Annotated in this window: 20 protein-coding genes; 15 read left to right on the forward strand and 5 right to left on the reverse strand. The window is 66.4% G+C overall.

Annotated elements, in window-relative coordinates; genetic code table 11:
• Positions 1-11: 11 nt before the first annotated feature.
• The gene (gene argE / locus BLS74_RS17725; protein WP_170855631.1) at positions 12-1,220 is read left to right on the forward strand and encodes an acetylornithine deacetylase; all 1,209 of its coding nucleotides are present in this window, start codon (positions 12-14) and stop codon (positions 1,218-1,220) included.
• A gap of 113 nt (positions 1,221-1,333) precedes the next feature.
• Complete coding sequence (locus BLS74_RS17730) at positions 1,334-2,440, forward strand: DUF445 domain-containing protein (RefSeq protein WP_244503912.1); 1,107 nt, start codon at positions 1,334-1,336, stop codon at positions 2,438-2,440.
• 37 nt (positions 2,441-2,477) lie between these two features.
• Here the strand turns inward: BLS74_RS17730 and BLS74_RS17735 are convergent, their stop codons facing one another.
• Positions 2,478-3,602 (reverse strand): ABC transporter substrate-binding protein, encoded by a 1,125-nt coding sequence (locus BLS74_RS17735; RefSeq protein WP_093108450.1) that lies wholly within the window; start codon positions 3,600-3,602, stop codon positions 2,478-2,480.
• A 72-nt stretch (positions 3,603-3,674) separates the two neighbouring features.
• Between BLS74_RS17735 and BLS74_RS17740 the strand changes: the two genes are divergently transcribed.
• The 3 genes from BLS74_RS17740 to BLS74_RS17750 are packed head-to-tail and all read left to right on the forward strand — an operon-like array spanning position 3,675 to position 7,173.
• On the forward strand, positions 3,675-5,702 hold the full coding sequence (locus BLS74_RS17740) for a molybdopterin-containing oxidoreductase family protein (protein WP_093108451.1): 2,028 nt from the start codon (positions 3,675-3,677) through the stop codon (positions 5,700-5,702).
• A 45-nt stretch (positions 5,703-5,747) separates the two neighbouring features.
• The gene (locus tag BLS74_RS17745; protein ID WP_093108452.1) at positions 5,748-6,848 is read left to right on the forward strand and encodes an aminopeptidase; all 1,101 of its coding nucleotides are present in this window, start codon (positions 5,748-5,750) and stop codon (positions 6,846-6,848) included.
• Positions 6,841-7,173 carry a polyhydroxyalkanoic acid system family protein gene (locus tag BLS74_RS17750; protein WP_093108453.1) on the forward strand — a complete coding sequence of 111 codons (333 nt, stop codon included), beginning with the start codon at positions 6,841-6,843 and terminating at the stop codon, positions 7,171-7,173. Before BLS74_RS17745 ends, BLS74_RS17750 begins: the two co-directional genes overlap by 8 nt.
• A 12-nt stretch (positions 7,174-7,185) precedes the next feature.
• On the opposite strand, the gene BLS74_RS17755 is transcribed toward BLS74_RS17750, so the two are convergent.
• From BLS74_RS17755 to BLS74_RS17770, 4 genes are all read right to left on the reverse strand, one after another.
• The gene (locus tag BLS74_RS17755; protein ID WP_093108454.1) at positions 7,186-7,440 is read right to left on the reverse strand and encodes an acyl-CoA-binding protein; all 255 of its coding nucleotides are present in this window, start codon (positions 7,438-7,440) and stop codon (positions 7,186-7,188) included.
• A 59-nt stretch (positions 7,441-7,499) separates the two neighbouring features.
• Positions 7,500-8,330 (reverse strand): tetratricopeptide repeat protein, encoded by an 831-nt coding sequence (locus BLS74_RS17760; protein WP_170855632.1) that lies wholly within the window; start codon positions 8,328-8,330, stop codon positions 7,500-7,502.
• A gap of 20 nt (positions 8,331-8,350) precedes the next feature.
• Positions 8,351-9,025, reverse strand: a complete 675-nt coding sequence (locus BLS74_RS17765) for a TetR/AcrR family transcriptional regulator (protein WP_093108456.1) — start codon at positions 9,023-9,025, stop codon at positions 8,351-8,353.
• A 78-nt stretch (positions 9,026-9,103) separates the two neighbouring features.
• On the reverse strand, positions 9,104-9,571 hold the full coding sequence (locus BLS74_RS17770) for a phasin family protein (protein ID WP_093108457.1): 468 nt from the start codon (positions 9,569-9,571) through the stop codon (positions 9,104-9,106).
• Between the two features lie 152 nt (positions 9,572-9,723).
• Here BLS74_RS17770 and rfbB point away from each other — a divergent pair, with 152 nt between their 5' ends.
• Genes rfbB through BLS74_RS17820 form a run of 10 tightly spaced genes read left to right on the forward strand, consistent with a single transcriptional unit; the run spans position 9,724 to position 17,934 of the window.
• Positions 9,724-10,785, forward strand: coding sequence for a dTDP-glucose 4,6-dehydratase (gene rfbB, locus BLS74_RS17775; protein ID WP_093108458.1), 1,062 nt, complete (start codon positions 9,724-9,726; stop codon positions 10,783-10,785).
• Positions 10,782-11,672, forward strand: coding sequence for a dTDP-4-dehydrorhamnose reductase (rfbD, locus tag BLS74_RS17780; RefSeq protein WP_093108459.1), 891 nt, complete (start codon positions 10,782-10,784; stop codon positions 11,670-11,672). Before rfbB ends, rfbD begins: the two co-directional genes overlap by 4 nt.
• A gap of 22 nt (positions 11,673-11,694) precedes the next feature.
• Positions 11,695-12,582 carry a glucose-1-phosphate thymidylyltransferase RfbA gene (gene rfbA / locus BLS74_RS17785; protein ID WP_093108460.1) on the forward strand — a complete coding sequence of 296 codons (888 nt, stop codon included), beginning with the start codon at positions 11,695-11,697 and terminating at the stop codon, positions 12,580-12,582.
• On the forward strand, positions 12,579-13,127 hold the full coding sequence (gene rfbC / locus BLS74_RS17790) for a dTDP-4-dehydrorhamnose 3,5-epimerase (RefSeq protein WP_093108461.1): 549 nt from the start codon (positions 12,579-12,581) through the stop codon (positions 13,125-13,127). The genes rfbA and rfbC overlap by 4 nt, the downstream gene beginning before the upstream one ends.
• On the forward strand, positions 13,124-14,209 hold the full coding sequence (gene rfbG, locus BLS74_RS17795; RefSeq protein WP_093108462.1) for a CDP-glucose 4,6-dehydratase: 1,086 nt from the start codon (positions 13,124-13,126) through the stop codon (positions 14,207-14,209). Before rfbC ends, rfbG begins: the two co-directional genes overlap by 4 nt.
• On the forward strand, positions 14,206-15,036 hold the full coding sequence (locus tag BLS74_RS17800; protein WP_093108463.1) for an NAD-dependent epimerase/dehydratase family protein: 831 nt from the start codon (positions 14,206-14,208) through the stop codon (positions 15,034-15,036). Before rfbG ends, BLS74_RS17800 begins: the two co-directional genes overlap by 4 nt.
• Complete coding sequence (locus tag BLS74_RS17805; protein ID WP_093108464.1) at positions 15,033-16,016, forward strand: glycosyltransferase family 2 protein; 984 nt, start codon at positions 15,033-15,035, stop codon at positions 16,014-16,016. The genes BLS74_RS17800 and BLS74_RS17805 overlap by 4 nt, the downstream gene beginning before the upstream one ends.
• Positions 16,017-16,032: 16 nt before the next feature.
• Positions 16,033-16,806, forward strand: coding sequence for a glucose-1-phosphate cytidylyltransferase (rfbF, locus tag BLS74_RS17810; RefSeq protein ID WP_093108465.1), 774 nt, complete (start codon positions 16,033-16,035; stop codon positions 16,804-16,806).
• Positions 16,775-17,545, forward strand: coding sequence for a class I SAM-dependent methyltransferase (locus BLS74_RS17815; protein WP_170855633.1), 771 nt, complete (start codon positions 16,775-16,777; stop codon positions 17,543-17,545). Before rfbF ends, BLS74_RS17815 begins: the two co-directional genes overlap by 32 nt.
• Complete coding sequence (locus BLS74_RS17820) at positions 17,542-17,934, forward strand: GtrA family protein (RefSeq protein ID WP_093108467.1); 393 nt, start codon at positions 17,542-17,544, stop codon at positions 17,932-17,934. Before BLS74_RS17815 ends, BLS74_RS17820 begins: the two co-directional genes overlap by 4 nt.
• Positions 17,935-17,946 lie beyond the last annotated feature (12 nt).

Consider the following 17,946-nt stretch of genomic DNA (forward strand, 5'->3'; position numbering starts at 1 on the left):
CAATCGTCCGCATGTCCTATGTGCTTTCCACCCGCAGCCTCGAACTCGCGCAAACGCTGGTGCGCATGAACACCGTGAGCGCCAACAGCAACCTGGAGCTGATCGACTTCGCGCGCGACCACCTCGCCGGCCTGGGCGTGCGCAGCCGGCTCACCTACAACGCCGACAAGACCAAGGCCAACCTGTTCGCCACGCTGGGCGCCGGCAAGAAGGCCGGCGTCATCGTTTCGGGCCATACGGACACCGTGCCCTGGGACGGCCAGGACTGGAGCGTCGACCCGCTCTCCGCCACCGTGCAGGACTGGCCGCAGGGCGGCCATGACGGCGAGGCGGTGCATGCCGAGCCGCGCCTCTATGGCCGCGGGTCGGCCGACATGAAGAGCTTCATCGCGATCGCGCTGGCCAATGCCGAGCGCTTCCTCGAAAGCGAGTCGCCGTTCGCGGTGCACTTCGCCTTCAGCTACGACGAGGAGGTTGGCTGCTTCGGCGTCAAGGAAATGATCGCCGACATGAAGGACCAGGGCATCAAGCCGCTGGCTTGCATCGTCGGCGAGCCGACCCTGATGGTGCCGGCCATCGCGCACAAGGGCGTCTACCGCTACCGCTGCTGCGTGCGCGGCAAGGAGGCGCATTCCTCGCTCACGCCGCAGTCGGTCAACGCGATCGAGATGGCGGCGCGGGTGGTCGGCAAGCTGCGCGACATGGCCGAGGGCTTCGAACGCGACGAACCGCGCTACGCCGGCTTCGACGTGCCCTTCAGCACTGCCAGCGTGGGCCAGTTCCACGGCGGCATCGCCGACAACGTGGTGCCGCGCGACGCCGAATTCCGCTACGAATTCCGCGACCTTCCCACCGCCGATGCGCAGCAGATGCAGAAGGAGCTGCGCGGCTACGCGAGCCGCATCGAGGCCGGCATGAAGAAGGTCGCACCCGACGCCGGCTTCAGCTTCGAGACCATCTGCGAGATCCCGAGCTTCCTGACCACGGCCGAGGATCCCGTCACCCGCCTCGCGCAGCGTCTGGCGAACGAGTCGCGCACCACGCTGGTCGCCTTCGGCACCGAGGCCGGCATCTTCAAGAACGCTGGCATCCCGACCGTGGTCTGCGGCCCCGGCAGCATCAATCAGGCGCACCAGCCCGATGAGTACGTGACGCTGGAGCAGCTGGCGCGCTGCGAACAGTTCCTGCGGGGGCTCGCGGCGACGAAGGAAATCCGCTGAAGCGCATCGCCTTCGGCCTGCTCTGCGCCGCCGCGCTGCTGTACGCGGCGGCGACTGCGCTCGAGGCGCAACACCCCGCCTGGGGCTATGTCGCCGCCTTCGCCGAAGCCGCGATGATCGGCGCGATCGCGGACTGGTTCGCGGTGGTCGCGCTGTTCCGGCATCCGCTGGGGCTGCCGATCCCGCACACCGCGATCATCCCGGCCAACAAGGACCGCATCGGCGCCAAGCTTGCCGGCTTCATCTGCAACAACTTCCTGAGCACGCCGCAGGTGCTGGCCAAGCTGGAGCAGCTCGACCCGGCCGCGCGGCTGGCCCACTGGCTTTCGGCGCCCGAGCATGCGGCCAAGCTCGGCGAGCACCTGGTGGCTGCTGCGCGCTACGGGCTCAGCGCTTTCGACGACGCGCGCGTGCGCGCCTTCCTCGGCCGCATCGCGACCGCGGGCCTGGCGCAGGTCGACATCTCGCGGCTGGCGGGCCAGGCGCTCGATGCGCTAACCGCAGACGGGCGGCACCAGGCCTTGCTCGACGACGTGCTTGCGCAGGTCGCCGGCGTGGTCGAAGGCGACGAGGTGCAGGAGCAGATCACCGAGGCGATCGCGCGCGAGATCAGGGCGCTGCGCTACGTGGGCCTGGACCAGGTCGCCGCCAAGCTCGCCACGCGCAAGATCGTGGCCGCGGTGGCGCGCACCATCGCGGAGATGGCGGCCGAGCCCGGGCATCCGCTGCGGCTGCGCTTCGATGTCTTCATGCACGTCTTCATCGCGAAGCTCAAGACCGACCCCGAATTCCATCGCCGGGGCGAAGCGATCCGCGCCGAGCTGCAGGCGCATCCTGCGCTGGGCGACTACCTGCATGGCCTGTGGGGCGAGCTGCTGGCCTGGCTGCACGACGACCTGACGAAGACCGATTCGGGCATTCGCCAGCGCATCGTCGCGATGGCAGGTGCGCTGGGCGCGCGCCTTGCGGCCGACGCGGCGATGCGGCGCTGGATCAACGAGCAGATCGTGGACGCGGCGCCGCGCACGATCGAGCGCTACCGCGAGGACATCCGGCGCTACATCGTCGAACGCGTCGAAGCGTGGAACGCGGACGAGATGACGCTCGAGCTCGAGCGCCACATCGGGCGGGACCTGCAGTTCATCCGGGTGAACGGCACGCTGGTGGGGGGATTGGTGGGATTGACCATTCACGCGCTGACGCAGGTGACGAGGGCTTAGTCTCTCTTGCTCCCTCTCCCTCTGGGAGAGGGAGTCATCAAGTCCGGATCCGCCCATCCCCCGTGATCATCGACAGCTCGACGAACTTCGACGCCACATGGTTGCGCGGCGAGAAGGACACTTCGAAGCCGCCGAACTGCTGCCGGTCGATGGATTCCAGTCCCGCGATCAGCCCGTCGCGCGTGAGCTTGCCCGGTGCGCGGCGCAAGCCTTCGGTCAGCACCTTGGCGGCCAGATAGCCTTCCATGCTGGAGAAGTTGGCCTTGGTGGCGCCGCCGCTTTTCTTCACCGCGTCGTTGAACTCGCGCGTGATGCCGTTCGCGGCGTAGTAGGGCGAGGGCACGACCTGGGTGACGACGACGCCGGCGCCGTCCTTGCCGAGTTCGTCGGCCAGCGCCTGCGTGCCGACGAAAGACACGTTGTAGAAGGTGCCGCCATAGCCGGCCTTGCGCGCCTCACGGATGAAGGCGGCGCAGGACTTGTAGGCGCTGACCTGGACCACGGCATCCGGCTTCGCGGCCACGATGGTCTTGACCGCCGCCGCAACGTCGACCGAGTTACGCTCGACCGTCGCGAGCGCTGCCGGCTTCAGGTCCAGCTGCGACAGCGCGAGCGTCGTGCCGTCGAGACCGGCCTTGCCGTAGGCGTCGTTCTGGTAGAAGACCGCGATCTTCTTCAGGCCCAGGTGGGTGAGCTGCTTCACGATCAGCGCGGTCTCGTCGTTGTACGAGGCGCGCAGGTGGAACACGTTCCTGTGGAAGGGCTCGCGCAGCGCCATCGCACCGGTGAAGGGCGCAATGAACGGGATCTTCGCGCCCACGGCCAGCGGCAGGGCCGCCAGGCTGGTGGGTGTGCCGATGTAGCCGAAGAGCGCGAAGGCTTCCTCGTCGATCAGCTTCCTGGTGTTGGCGACGCAGCGGTCGGGCTCGTAGCCGTCGTCGAGGAACTTGATCTGCACGTCGCGATGGCCCGGCGTCGCGTTGTACTGGTCCAGGAACAGCTTGGCACCCTGGTAGAACTGGATGCCCAGCTGCGCGGCCGGCCCCGAGAAGGGCGCCGACTGCCCGAGCACGATCGGCGTTTCGCTCTGTGCCCGCGCGATATGAAAGCCGCCGAGCGCTGCAGCGCCCGCTGCGACCGAAAAGTGCCTGCGATTGATCATCGTGAAAACCCCTCAGCGCATCCTCGGCGCACAACTTAGACTCGACTGAATACTCGTTGTCCCCGCCCCACCATGACTTCTTCGATCCAGGTGCTCGGCGCCTGCCCGCACGATTGCCCCGACACCTGCGCACTCGTGACCACCGTGCAGGACGGCGTCGCCGTCAAGCTGCAAGGCAACCCGGCGCATCCGCACACGGCCGGCGTGCTCTGCACCAAGGTCTCGCGCTACATCGAACGCAACGACCATGCCGAGCGTCTTGTCCAGCCCTTGAAGCGCATCGGCCCCAAGGGCAGCGGCCGCTTCGAAGCGGTGACATGGGAAGCTGCCCTTGATGACATCGCCGCGCGCTTGAGCGAGTGCAAAAGTAACAATCCGGAAACGATTGTGCCTTACAGCTACGCCGGAACCATGGGTTTGGTGCAGGGCGAATCGATGGACCGTCGTTTTTTTCACAAGCTTGGCGCGTCGCTGCTGGACCGCACGATCTGCTCGACCGCTGGCGGTGAAGCTTTAAGTTTTACTTTGGGCGGCAAGGTCGGCATGCGGGTCGAGTTTTTCGCCGAAGCGAAGCTGATCCTGATCTGGGGCAGCAACTCGATCGCGAGCAACCTGCATTTCTGGCGCCACGCGCAAGCCGCCAAGCGCGCCGGCGCGCGGCTGGTGTGCATCGATCCGCGCAAGACCGAGACCGCCGACAAGTGCGACGAGCACGTCGCCTTGCTGCCGGGCACCGACGCGGCGCTGGCCCTGGCGTTGATGCACGAGCTGATCGTCAACGACTGGCTGGACCGCGACTACATCGCGCAGCACACCCTGGGCTGGGAGCAGCTTCGCGAGCGCGCCCTGCAATGGCCGCCGGCGCGCGCGGCTGAAGTCTGCGGCGTGCCCGAGGCGCAGATCGTGGCGCTCGCACGCGCCTATGGAACCACCAAGCCGGCCGCGATCCGTCTCAACTACGGCATGCAGCGCGTGCGCGGCGGCGGCAATGCGGCACGCGCCATCGCCTGCCTGCCCGCGCTGGTCGGCGCCTGGCGGGATCGGGCCGGCGGCCTGCTCCTGAGCAGCTCGGGCCTGTTCCCGGTGGACCGCGCCGCCTTGCAGCGGCCCGACCTGCTGGCCGGCCGGCGCCCGCGCACCATCAACATGAGCGCGATCGGCGATGCGCTGCTCGATACTGCGAACCCGATCCACGCGCTGGTGGTCTACAACAGCAACCCGGTCGCGGTCGCGCCGGAGTCGGGCAAGGTGGTGGCCGGCTTTGCGCGCGAGGACCTGTTCACCGTGGTGCTCGAGCAGTTCCAGACCGACACCGCCGACCATGCCGACTACGTGTTGCCGGCCACCACGCAGCTCGAGCACTGGGACATCCATACCAGCTACGGCCACACCGACGTGCTCTTGAACCGCCCGGCCGTGGCGCCGCGTGGCGAGGCCCGCAGCAACACCTGGGTGTTTCGCGAACTCGCGCGGCGCATGGGCTTCGACGAGCCCTGCTTCTCGGACGACGACGAGACGCTGTGCCGCAGCGCCTTCGCGCCCGGCGCGATCGACTTCGACGAGCTGCAGGCGCAGGGCTTCACCAGCCTGAAGCTGCCCGATGCACCCTTTGCCGAAGGCGCATTCCCCACGCCCTCGGGCCGCTGCGAGTTCTTCAGCGCCCGGCTCGCTGCGCTGGGCCAGGACGGCCTGCCCGACCATGTGCCGAACTACGAACCCGCGGGCAGCTCCAAGGCGTTTCCGCTCGCGATGATCTCGCCGCCGGCGCGCAACTTCCTCAATTCGAGCTTCGTCAACGTGAAAAGCCTGCGTGCCATCGAGGGCGAGCCGCTTCTCGAGATCCATGAAGCCGATGCGGCAGCGCGCGGCATCGTCGACGGCGCCACGGTGCGCGTGTTCAACGAGCGCGGCGAGCACCGCTGCCGCGCTGAAGTCTCGCGCCGGGCCCGGCCCGGCGTGGTGCACGGCCTCGGCATCTGGTGGCGCAAGCTCGGGCTCGACGGCACCAACGTCAACCAGCTCACGAGCCAGCGCTTGACCGACATCGGGCGTGGGCCGACCTTCTACGACTGCCTGGTCGAGGTAGCTCCAGATGCCTGAGAGGTACGCGTGAACAGGAGGCGCGCGGTCTTCGCTGCGGCTGCCATGCTGTGCCTGGCCGGCTGCGCCGACCTCGGCTATTACTGGCAGTCGGCCAGCGGCCATCTCGGGCTCATGCGCGCGGCGCGGCCGGTGCCCGAATGGTTGCAGGATCCCGGCGCGCCCGACGCGCTCAAGGCCAAGCTGGAACTCGCGCAGCGCATCCGCCGCTTCGCCTCCTCCGAGCTCGGCCTGCCCGACAACCCGAGCTACAAGGCCTATGCCAACCTGCATCGCCCGGCCGCGGTCTGGAACGTGGTGGCCGCGCCGCCCTATTCGCTCACGCTCAAGACCTGGTGCTTCCCGGTCGCGGGCTGCGTCGGCTATCGCGGCTACTACAACGACGCCGATGCCAGGGCCGAGGCGGAGGCCCAGCGCGCGCTGGGCCTGGAGGCGGCGGTTTATCCGGTGCCGGCCTATTCCACGCTCGGCTGGATGAACTGGGCCGGCGGCGATCCCTTGCTTTCCACCTTCATCGGCTACCCGGAAGGCGAGCTGGCGCGCATCGTGTTCCACGAGCTCGCGCACCAGGTGCTCTATGTGCCGGACGACACCATGTTCAACGAGTCTTTTGCGACCGCGGTGGAGCGCATCGGCGGTGCGCGCTGGCTGCAGACCCAGGCCGGCGACGCGGCGCGGCTCGAATATGCGCAGTTCGATGGGCGGCGCCAGCAGTTCCGCGCCCTTGCGGCGGAGACGCGCCGCGCGCTCGCGGGCATCTATGCCTCGAAGGAGGCGCAGGCCGGCGATTGGCCGGCGGTCGATGCGATGAAGAAGGCGGCCATGGACGATTTCCGCCAGCGCTACGCCGTGCTGCGCGCGGGCTGGACCGGCCCGCGCCAGGGCGCCTACGACGCCTGGGTGGCGCGCGCCAACAATGCGATGTTCGGCGCGCAGGCCGCCTACGACGAACTGGTGCCTGCCTTCGAGGCGCTGTTCGAACGCGAGGGCCGGGACTGGCCGCGCTTCTACGCCGCGGTCAAGCGCTTCGCCGCGCTGCCCAAGGCCGGGCGTGCGCAGGCGCTGAAAGCCGCTGCCGTCCCCGCCACGGCGGACACGCTCACCCCACAACCCCACAACCACGACAAGGGAGGCCGCGGTGCCTGACATCCATATCGAACGCAGCCACACGCTGGGCATCGAGGCCGCGCGCGCGGTGGCGCGCCAGTGGATGCAGAAGGTCGAGCGCGACTACGGCCTTGCCTGCAGCTACGACGAAGGCGAGCGCCGCGATGTCGCCCAGTTCACGCGCCCCGGCATCGACGGCAGCGTCGAAGTCACCGCCGACAGCTTCAGGTTGCGCGCGACGCTCGGTCTTTTGTACGCCAGCTTCAGCGATCAGATCGAGCAGCGCCTGCAGCGCAACCTCGATGAGCTGCTGGGCACGAGCGAGGCGGACGACGACGCCTACAACGATAAAGATTGGTTGTAGGCGCGGGCGCGTTCAGCGCAGCGATTTGATGAGGTCGATGTACTTCTGCTTGGCCTCGTCGGCGCCCAGGCCTTTCTGAGCCGTCCAGGCGTCCCACTTGGCGCGCGCGACGATGTCGCTGAAGCTGGGCTTCTTCTCGGTGTTGTCGCCCTGGGTGGCCTGCTTGAAGAGGCCGTAGATCTTGAGCAGCGTCGGGTTGTCCGGCCGTTCGGCGAGCAGTTTGGAGTTGGCTTGGGCGGCTTCGAACAGGGCGTTCAGATCGGACATGGCGGCAGGCGGGTTGGAACAAGGACGCGCATCTTAAGTGACGCTGTCGTTGATAAAGATCAGTCGGAGAGCCCCGCGCGCGCCAGTTCCACGTCAAGCCGTTCTCGCGCATCGGCCGGCTCCAGGGCGGCCGCTTTCTCGTAGAGGCGCGTGGCTTCGGCCATGCGCGAATCGCCCTCCAGCATCAAAAGACCGCGGGCGTATTCCATCAGCGCGCTGGCCGAATGGGGATTGAGCTGCAGGCCGCGCCCGAACAGCTCGATCGCGGTTTCGGCGCGCACGCCGTAGGTCATGCGGCCCACCAGCATCCCGACCTTGTCGATGACTTCGGCGTGGAAGGCCGCGAGCGCGATGTGCGCATCGGCATGATGCGGCTGCAGCTCGATCACGCGCTCGAGCGCGCCCTTGACCTTGGTGCCCAGGCCCTGCGCCAGCGCGCGTGCCACGCTGATGCCCTGGCTGTAGCGCCCCAGCGCATAGGCTTGCCAGTACAGCGCCTGGCAGTTGTCGGGCTCCGCGGCGACCTGCGCGGTGGCGCGCTCGACCACCTGCCTGAACAGGGCTTGCCGCACGGCCTCGCGCGGTTCCAGATAGTTGGCATAGATGGCCGTGGCCTGGTTCGCGAGCGCCAGCCCCTCGCGGCCGTGCCGCAGGCCCATGGCGGCAGCACGCTCGAACTCGCCGCTGTGGTACAGCGCCCAACCCTCGGCCAGCGGTCCGGGCACCGGCGGCTGCAGGCCCTGGCCGGCATGCAGCTGCGGCCAGTGGCTGAGCAGGTTGGCCGTGTCGAAGTACGGCGCGTCTCTGTAGGGCAAAAGTGTCCATGGCTCCGTGGCAGGCACCGTGCCGGTCGACAACAGCGAAAGGGGTTGGATGTCGTGGTGGGGCATGCGATGGAAGGATGGAATTTTCAGACCGTTGCTCTGTGATCTTCGCCTGTGTAAGCGCTGCTCAGTGTCAGCAAATGCCGCCGTTGTTCCGTCGCCAAGTAGGGTGCCAGCAGATGCAACGTGTGGTGGGCGCCGCGCAGCAGGGCGCCCTGGGCGTGCGCCGGCTCCAGCGCTTCGCGCGGGTTGCGCACGTACTCGTAGCTGAGCCAGTAGGTCAGCACCACCACCATGCTCTGCGCCAGCGGGTCGACCTCGCGCGTGTCGATGTCGAGATGGCCGGCGCGGCTCATGCCGGCGAGCAGGGTGCGGATGGCGCGCGCCTTGTTCTTCAGGACCAGCTGGAACTGCGTTTCCAGGTGCCGGTTCTTGCTCAGCAGATCGTTGAGGTCGCGATAGAGAAAGCGGTAGCGCCAGATGAGCTCGAACAGGCTGTGCATGAAGAACCAGGCGTCTTCGACGTCGTGCACGCCTTCGCTGGCATGCAGCAGTTCGTTGAGCTCGGTCTCGTAGCCCTCGTAGAGCCGGTTGATCAGCTCGTCCTTGGCGGGGTAGTGGTAGTAGAGATTGCCGGGGCTGATGTTGAGCTCGCCCGCCACCAGCGTGGTCGAGACGTTCGGCTCCCCGAAGCGGTTGAACAGGTCAAGCGCGGCTTCGAGGATGCGTTGTGCAGTGCGGCGTGGCGCTTTCTTGGCCAATTCGTAGCCCTGGTTTTTGTCTCCTGGGGCCACTCTAGCGCAAGTACACGCCGGCGGGGGTCGGTGTTCTTCCTGCCCTCAGGCCCCGCTGCCCGGCTTGTGCCGCCGCGACGGCTTCGCAGCCTCGGGCGGCGTGCGCGCGGCGGTCTTGCGCGTGGTGCCGGTCGCGTTCTTCCGCTTCAACTGAGCCTCGAGCGCCTCTACCCGCACCTGCAGCGCGGCCACTTCCTGGGCCGAGGGCATGCCGAGCTTTTCGAGGGCGCGCGCCACGCGGTCTTCGAAGATGGTCTCCAGCTTGCCCCAGCCGCCGGCGGCCTTGGTGCCGAACTCGCTCGCGAAGCCCGCCATCCGGGCCTGGGCCTGCGCCAGCGTTTCCTCGGCGGCCTGCTGGGTCTTCTTCTGCACCCCGATGCCATCTTTCACCAGCGCCTCGAAGGCCTTGCTGCCTTCCTGCTGCATCTTGGCGAAGGCGCCCAGGCCGGCTAGCCAGATCTGCTGGGCGGAGTCCTTGATGCGGTCGGGTTTGTCGTCGTCTTTGCTGGCCATGGGCATTCCTTGAAGTACGTCGGAAGCACTCTATCCGCGCTTCGGGTTGCCCGGTAGGGACTGGTCTCTAGCCATCTCTTGAAACATTCCCCAATGGGATAATCGCGGCTCGACCGCCACCCGGCGGTTTTTTTCCACTAGCGGGAGACTCCATGATCCTGGTTACCGGCGGCGCCGGCTTCATCGGCGCCAATTTCGTCCTCGATTGGGTGGCGCAAAGCGACGAAGCGGTCGTCAATCTCGACAAGCTGACCTACGCCGGCAACCTCGAGACGCTGGCCTCGCTCAACGGCAACCCCAAGCACGTGTTCGTGCAGGGCGACATCGGCGACAGCGCCCTGGTCGACCGCCTGCTGGCCGAGCACAAGCCGCGCGCCGTGCTCAACTTCGCGGCCGAGTCGCATGTGGACCGCTCGATCCATGGCCCCGAGGACTTCGTGCAGACCAACGTGCTGGGCACCTTCCGCCTGCTCGAATCCGTGCGTGGCTACTGGAGCGCGTTGCCGGCCGACCAGAAGGCCGCTTTCCGCTTTCTGCACGTCTCGACCGACGAGGTCTACGGCTCGCTCTCGGCCGCCGACCCCGCGTTCACCGAAGAAAACAAGTACGAGCCCAACAGCCCCTACTCGGCCAGCAAGGCCGCCAGCGACCATCTGGTGCGCGCATGGCACCACACCTACGGGCTGCCGGTGCTCACCACCAACTGCTCGAACAACTACGGCCCTTTCCATTTCCCCGAGAAGCTGATCCCGCTGATGATCGTCAACGCGCTCGCCGGCAAGCCGCTGCCGGTGTACGGCGACGGCATGCAGGTGCGCGACTGGCTCTACGTCAAGGACCACTGCAGCGCCATCCGCCGCGTGCTCGAGGCCGGCAGGCTCGGCGAAACCTACAACGTCGGCGGCTGGAACGAGAAGCCCAACATCGAGATCGTCAACACCGTGTGCGCGCTGCTCGACGAACTGCGCCCGCGCGCCGACGGCAGGAGCTACCGCGAGCAGATCACCTACGTGACCGACCGCCCCGGGCACGACCGGCGCTACGCCATCGATGCGCGCAAGCTGGAGCGCGAACTGGGCTGGAAGCCGGCCGAGACCTTCGACACCGGCATCCGCAAGACGGTCGAGTGGTACCTGGACCATGCCGATTGGGTGCGCAACGTGCAAAGTGGCGCGTACCGCGAGTGGGTGCAGAAACAGTACGAGGCGGCATGAAGCTATTGCTGCTCGGCAAGACGGGACAGGTGGGCTGGGAGCTGCAGCGCAGCCTGGCGCCGCTCGGCGAACTGGTCGCGCTGGATTCCAAAAGCACCGAGGGCCATGCCGACTTTCGCGATCCCGAGCGCGTGGCGCAGACGGTGCTCGCGCTGCGGCCCGACGTGATCGTCAATGCCGCCGCCCACACCGCGGTCGACAAGGCCGAGAGCGAGCCCGAGCTCGCGCGCACGCTGAACGCGATCGCGCCCGGCGCGATCGCGCAGGCCGCCCAGGAAGTCGGCGCGCTGATGGTGCACTACTCCACCGACTACGTGTTCGACGGCAGCGGCGAGCGGCCCTGGCAGGAAGACGATGCGACCGGGCCGCTCAGCGTGTACGGCCGCACCAAGCTCGAGGGCGAGCAGCTGATCGCCGCGCATTGCCCGAAGCACCTGGTCTTCCGCACCAGCTGGGTCTATGCCGCGCGCGGCGGCAACTTCGCGAAGACCATGCTGCGGCTGGCCAAGGAACGCGAGCGTCTCACCGTGATCAACGACCAGTTCGGCGCGCCGACCGGCGCGGAGCTGCTCGCGGACGTGACGGCCCATGCGATCCGCGACACGCTGCGCGATCCCGCCAAGGCCGGGCTCTATCACCTGGCGGCCGGCGGCGAGACCACCTGGCATGGCTATGCGCGCTTCGTGCTGGAACAGGCCGAAGCGGCGGGTGTTGAACTGAAGGCTGGGCCTGCGATGATCGATGCCGTTCCCACCAGCGCCTTTCCTACGCCCGCCAAGCGGCCGCACAACTCCCGCCTGAGTACCATCAAGCTCCAGTCGAGCTTCGGCTTGAAGCTGCCGCCCTGGCAGGCCGGCGTCGCGCGCATGCTGCACGAGACGCTCTGACTCACGACCCGAAAAGAAATCCATGACGCAACGCAAAGGCATCATCCTCGCCGGCGGTTCCGGCACACGCTTGCATCCGGCCACGCTTGCGCTGAGCAAGCAACTGCTGCCGGTGTACGACAAGCCGATGATTTACTACCCGCTGAGCACGCTGATGCTCGGCGGCATGCGTGACATCCTGGTCATCAGCACGCCGCAGGACACGCCGCGCTTCCAGCAGCTGCTGGGCGACGGCAGCCAGTGGGGCATCAACCTGCAGTACGCGGTGCAGCCGAGCCCGGACGGGCTGGCGCAGGCCTTCATCATCGGCGACAAGTTCGTGGGCAACGCACCGAGCGCGCTGGTGCTGGGCGACAACATCTTTTACGGCCACGACTTCGTGCATCTTCTTTCCGATGCGGATGCCAAGCAAGCCGGCGCGACCGTGTTCGCCTATCACGTGCATGACCCGGAACGCTACGGCGTGGTGGCCTTCGATGCCCAGGGCAAGGCCAGCAGCATCGAAGAAAAGCCCGTCAAGCCCAAGAGCAGCTATGCCGTGACCGGGCTGTACTTCTACGACAACCAAGTCGTCGACATCGCCAAGGCCGTGAAGCCGAGCGCGCGCGGCGAACTGGAGATCACCGCCGTCAATCAGGCCTACCTGGACCTCGGCAAGCTCAGCGTGCAGATCATGCAGCGCGGCTATGCATGGCTCGACACCGGCACGCACGACAGCCTGCTGGAGGCCGGTCAGTTCATCGCCACGCTTGAGCACCGGCAGGGACTCAAGATCGCCTGCCCCGAAGAAGTGGCATGGCGAAACGGATACATCAGCACCGAGCAGCTTGCAGCGCTTGCGAAGCCGCTGGAGAAGAGTGGGTACGGCAAGTATCTGAACCACCTGCTGACGGACGAGGTGCGCTCGTGAAGGTCACGCCTACTGCCATTCCCGAGGTGCTCATCATTGAACCTAAGGTGTTTGGTGACGCGCGGGGATTTTTCTATGAGAGCTTCAACGGCAAGGCTTTCGACGAAGCCGTCGGGCGCCATGTGGAGTTCGTTCAGGACAACCATTCGCGCTCGGCGAAAGGCGTGCTGCGCGGGCTGCACTACCAGATCCAGCAGCCGCAGGGGAAGCTGGTGCGCGTGGTGCGCGGCGCGGTGTTCGACGTGGCGGCGGACATTCGCAAGTCGTCGCCGACTTTCGGGCAATGGGTGGGCGTGGAGCTCACTGAAGAGAATCACAAGCAGTTGTGGGTGCCCGAGGGCTTTGCGCACGGGTTTCTGGTGGTGAGCGAGTCGGCGGATTTTCTGTACAAGACGACCGACTACTATGCGCCGGCGCATGAGCGGGCGATCCGATGGGACGATGCGCGCCTCGGCATCCGGTGGCCGGATACCGGCGTTGCGCCCCAGCTGTCGGCGAAGGACCAGCAGGCTTCGATGCTGGACGACGCGGAGTTGTTCGCATGACGGTGGCGACCGACTTCGAAGCGACTCTCAAGGGCCGCAAGGTATTCGTCACCGGCCACACCGGTTTCACGGGCGGATGGGCGTGCCTCTGGCTGCGATCGCTCGGCGCTATCGTCGCGGGCTACTCGCTGCCGGCCGACACCACCCCATCGCTCTTCGCCGCGGCGGGCATCGAGGCCGAGATGCACTCGAGCACGCTCGGCGACATCTGCGAGTACGCGCCTCTGCTCGATGCGATGCGCAAGTTCGAGCCGGAGCTCGTGCTGCACCTGGCCGCACAGCCGCTCGTGCGCCGCTCGTACCGCGAGCCGCTCCTGACCTTCCAGGTCAACGCCCAGGGCACAGCCCATGTGCTCGAAGCGGCGCGCAGCATCGGCAGCGTGCGCGGCGTGGTCTGCGTGACCACCGACAAGGTCTACCGCAACAACGAATGGCCGTGGCCCTATCGCGAGAACGATCCGCTGGGCGGCAAGGACCCGTACAGTGCCTCGAAGGCGGCGGCCGAGATGGTGATCCAGAGCTATGCCGCGTCCTATCCTTTCGTCGACGGCAAGGGGCCGGCTATCGCGACCGCGCGCGGCGGCAACATCGTGGGTGGCGGGGACTGGTCGGAGGACAGGCTCATCCCCGATTTCGTACGCAGCGTGGTCAACGGGACTCAGCTGACGCTGCGCTATCCCGACGCCACGCGACCCTGGCAGCATGTTCTTGCGCTGGTGCATGGCTATTTGCTGCTGCTGGCGAAGCTGGTGGGCCCGCGTCCGCAGGACTTCGCGCGTGCATGGAACCTCGGTCCGCAGGAGCTCAAGCACTACCCGGTGCGCGAGGTGCTCGAACTCATGAGCAGCGCATGGCGGCGTCCGGTACTCGAGTTCATGAACAACCCGTTGCCGGAAGCCGGCGCGCTGGCGCTGGACAGTTCGCTGGCGCGCAACCTGCTGGACTGGCGGCCGGCCTGGGACACGCCGCGCGTGATCAGCGAGACGGCGGCCTGGTATCGCAACTACTACGGGGCGCCCGGCACCGCGAAGGCGTTTACGTTGGGGCAAATCGACGCCTGGCGCAAGGACATCGCCCCATGATCTACGTGATTGGTGGACGCGGGCGGCTCGGGCGTGCCATCTGCGCGTCGCGTCCTGCGGGGGAAATCGTCGCGCTAGAGCGCGAGGTCTACGAGCGCTGGTGGCAAAGCAATGCCGGCGCCTCGATCGCGCGCTACTTCGATTGCGCGGAGCCCGGATCGGTGGTTCTGGTCGTCTCGGGCGTGCTCGACCCGGCACTGCCGCGCGCCGAGCACCAGCGCGTCAACGTCGATTTGCCCGCTCGCATCATCGATGGCGCGTGCGCCGCTGGACTGCGTGTGGTCACCTTCGGCACGGTGATGGAGCGGCTGCTCGAGCATCCGAACGCCTACATCGCCACCAAGGCCGACCTCGGTCGCCTTGCGACGGAGCGGGCGGCGGCGGGCGACCCTGTCACGCACTTGCAACTGCATACGCTCTACGGCGGTGGCGAGCCCGCCCCCTTCATGTTCCTGGGGCAGCTTTGCAGGGCACTGCGCGAGGGGCGCCCCTTCGAGATGTCTCCAGGCCGCCAGCTGCGTGAGTATCACCATGTGAATGACGACGTGGCCGCGATGCATGCCGTGCTTGCAGCCGGTGCGAACGGCGTGACGGCGCTGAGCCACGGTGCACCCTGTACGCTGCGCGACTTGGCAACCCATGTCTTCACTTCGGTCGAGCGGCTTGAGCTGCTGCGCATCGGCGCGCGACCCGAGCCGCCCGACGACAACTACGCAACCGTGCTGCAGCGGCCGCGCGAGCTCGAACACATCCACTTTCGGTCGGCGCTACAGGGCGTGACGGCCTATGTGCGCTCCGTGCTGGCCGGCGCAGCGAGGCAAGCATGAACGATGCCCCCACGCTTGCGCCGGCGCGCCGGCCGTTGATCTCGATCGCCATTCCGGTTCTCAACGAGGCCGGCAATCTGGACACCCTGTACGCACGGCTCGTTGCCGTGGCTGATCGCATGGCCGATCGCTGCGACCTCGAGTTCGTCTTCACCGACAACCATTCGGACGACGAGACCTGGTCGATGCTGGTTCGACTTGCTGCCGCCGATCCGCGCGTGCGCGCCATGCGCTTCTCGCGCAACTTCGGATTTCAGAGTTCGATCCTCGCCAACTACATGCATGCCCGAGGCGATGCGGTCATGCAGATCGATGCCGACCTGCAGGATCCCCCGGAGATGCTGGAGCAGTTCTTCGCATTGTGGCAAGAAGGCTTCCATGTGGTCTACGGCATCCGGCGCAAGCGCCCGGAAGGCTGGCTGCTGAACCTGATCCGCAAATGCGGCTATTGGGTGATCGACAAGGTCAGCGAGCATCCCATCCCGCGCGACGTCGGCGACTTCCGCCTCGTCGATCGGGCGGTGATCGAGGCTATCGCCAGATTCCGTACGGCGAACCCCTACCTGCGCGGCATGATCGCCGGCCTCGGTTTCAACCAAACCGGCATTCCCTACGACCGCGATGCACGGACCGCAGGCGAGAGCAAGTTCGACGTCAAGCGGCTGATGCGGCTCGGGCTGACCGCGGTGTTCAACCACTCGACGGTGCCGCTGCGCATGGCGTCCTTCCTGGGCATCGTGATCCTGCTAGGCAGCCTTGCGGCGTCCCTGTACTACGTGATATTGCGCCTGCTGCAGCCCGATCTTCCGCGGGGTTTCGTGAGCATTCAGTTGCTGGTTCTTTTCGGCATCGGGCTCAACGCCTTCCTGTTGGGAATCATCGGCGAGTACATCCTGCGGATCTATCGCGTTCTGCGATCCGACCCCATCGCCATCGTCGAGCGCAGCCTCAATATCCAGCCCGACGAACTCAAGCTTTAGCCAACAAAGAGAGCACATGAAAGCAGTCATTCTTGCCGGTGGCCTCGGCACGCGCATCGCCGAAGAGTCCGATACCAAGCCCAAGCCGATGGTCGAGATCGGCGGCCGGCCACTGCTGTGGCACATCATGAAGATCTACGCCCACCACGGGATCAATGACTTCGTGATCTGCCTCGGCTACAAGGGCTATGTGATCAAGGAATTTTTCTTCAACTATTACCGGCACATGTCGGATATGCGCATCGACCTCAGCACCGGCGATCATCAGATCCTCGACAGCCATGCCGAAGACTGGCGCATCACGCTGGTCGATACCGGCGCCGACACCTTGACCGGCGGGCGCCTCAAGCGCGCTGCGAAATACCTGGACGACGAGACCTTCTGCCTGACCTATGGCGACGGACTTTCCGACGCCGACATCGGCGCAGAGCTCGCCTTCCATCGCCATCACGGCAAGCTGGCGACCGTGCTCGCGGTGCAGCCGCCCGGGCGCTTCGGGGTGCTGAACCTCGATGCAGACCATCACGTCACGAGCTTCGAGGAGAAGCCCAGCGACGAAATCGGCTGGATCAACGGCGGCTTCTTCATTCTCGAGCCGAAGGCGATCGACTACATCGCAGACGATTCAACCTCCTGGGAGCGTGCACCGCTCATGAATATCGCGCACGACGGCCAGCTCGCCGCTCACCAGCACACGGGCTTCTGGCAGCCCTGCGACACGCTGCGAGACAAGCGCGAGCTCGAAGATCTCTGGAACAGTGGAAAGGCTCCCTGGCGTGTCTGGGACTGAGCGCGGCGCAAAGGCGCCATCCCGCATCGGAGCGCCCTCAGGCGAGGGCGAGACGGCTGCGACCGGCAAGATCGACTTCGACGACTATTCGGCCGACTACGACGAGCTGCTGCGCGAAAGCACCAAGCTCTACGCGGAGGATTCGGAGTACTTCGCGCACTACAAGGTCGACCTGATCCGCGGCGCCGTGCGCCGCCCGGTCGCCCGCGTGCTTGAGTACGGTTGCGGAACCGGCCGCAATATCGGCTATCTCCAGGCTGCATTTCCGGACGCCAAGATCGTCGGTACCGACGTCTCTGCGGCGAGCTTGCAGGTTGCGGCTGCCAGCAATCCGCAGGCACGTTTCGAAGTAGAAAGCGAAGACCTGGAACTTGGCTGTTTCGATTTGATTTTCGTGGCGAGCGTGTTTCATCACATTCCACCCATCCAGCGGGCCGCCGTGATGGAGACGCTCGCGCGTCGACTTGCACCGGGCGGCTCGATCGACATCTTCGAACACAACCCCTTCAACCCCGTGACGCGGCGCATCGTGAGCACCTGCCCCTTTGATGCTGACGCGATCTTGCTCAAGCCGAACGAGCTGCGCTCGCTGTTCCGCCACGCCGGTCTCCAACTGCAGCGTCAGACCTACTGCCTGTTCGTACCGCCGCGGCTTTCGTGGTTCCTTCCGCTCGAAAGGTTCCTCGGCTGGCTTCCGCTTGGCGGCCAGTACTGGGTCAGTGCAGGCCACTCCCGATGAAGCAGCTGCTCAGGTTCGCCGCGGTAGGCGTCATCAATACCGCGCTCGGCTACGCAGTGATCTTTGCGTGCATGTACCTGGCCGGCCTGGGTGCAGTGATCAGCAACGTGATCGGCTACGCCGTCGGCCTGATCGTTTCGTACCTGCTGAATCGCAGTTTCACGTTTCGCAGTGCTGCGCCGCCGCGGTGGGAGATCATCCGCTTCGTCGCGATCTTTCTGCTGGCGTACCTGGCCAATCTTGCGGCGCTCGTCCTGCTGATCCGCCATGCCGGTGTGCACGAAGGCGTGGCGCAGGTGATAGCAGGCGTCGTGTATTTCGCACTGTCTTTTGTGTTGAACAAGTACTACGTTTTTGCAGGCCCGCAGACGAGCGTGGCCGACCATTGATATAGATACCTC

It is taken from the genome of Variovorax sp. CF079 (genome assembly GCF_900101545.1).
Classification (GTDB): domain Bacteria; phylum Pseudomonadota; class Gammaproteobacteria; order Burkholderiales; family Burkholderiaceae_C; genus Variovorax.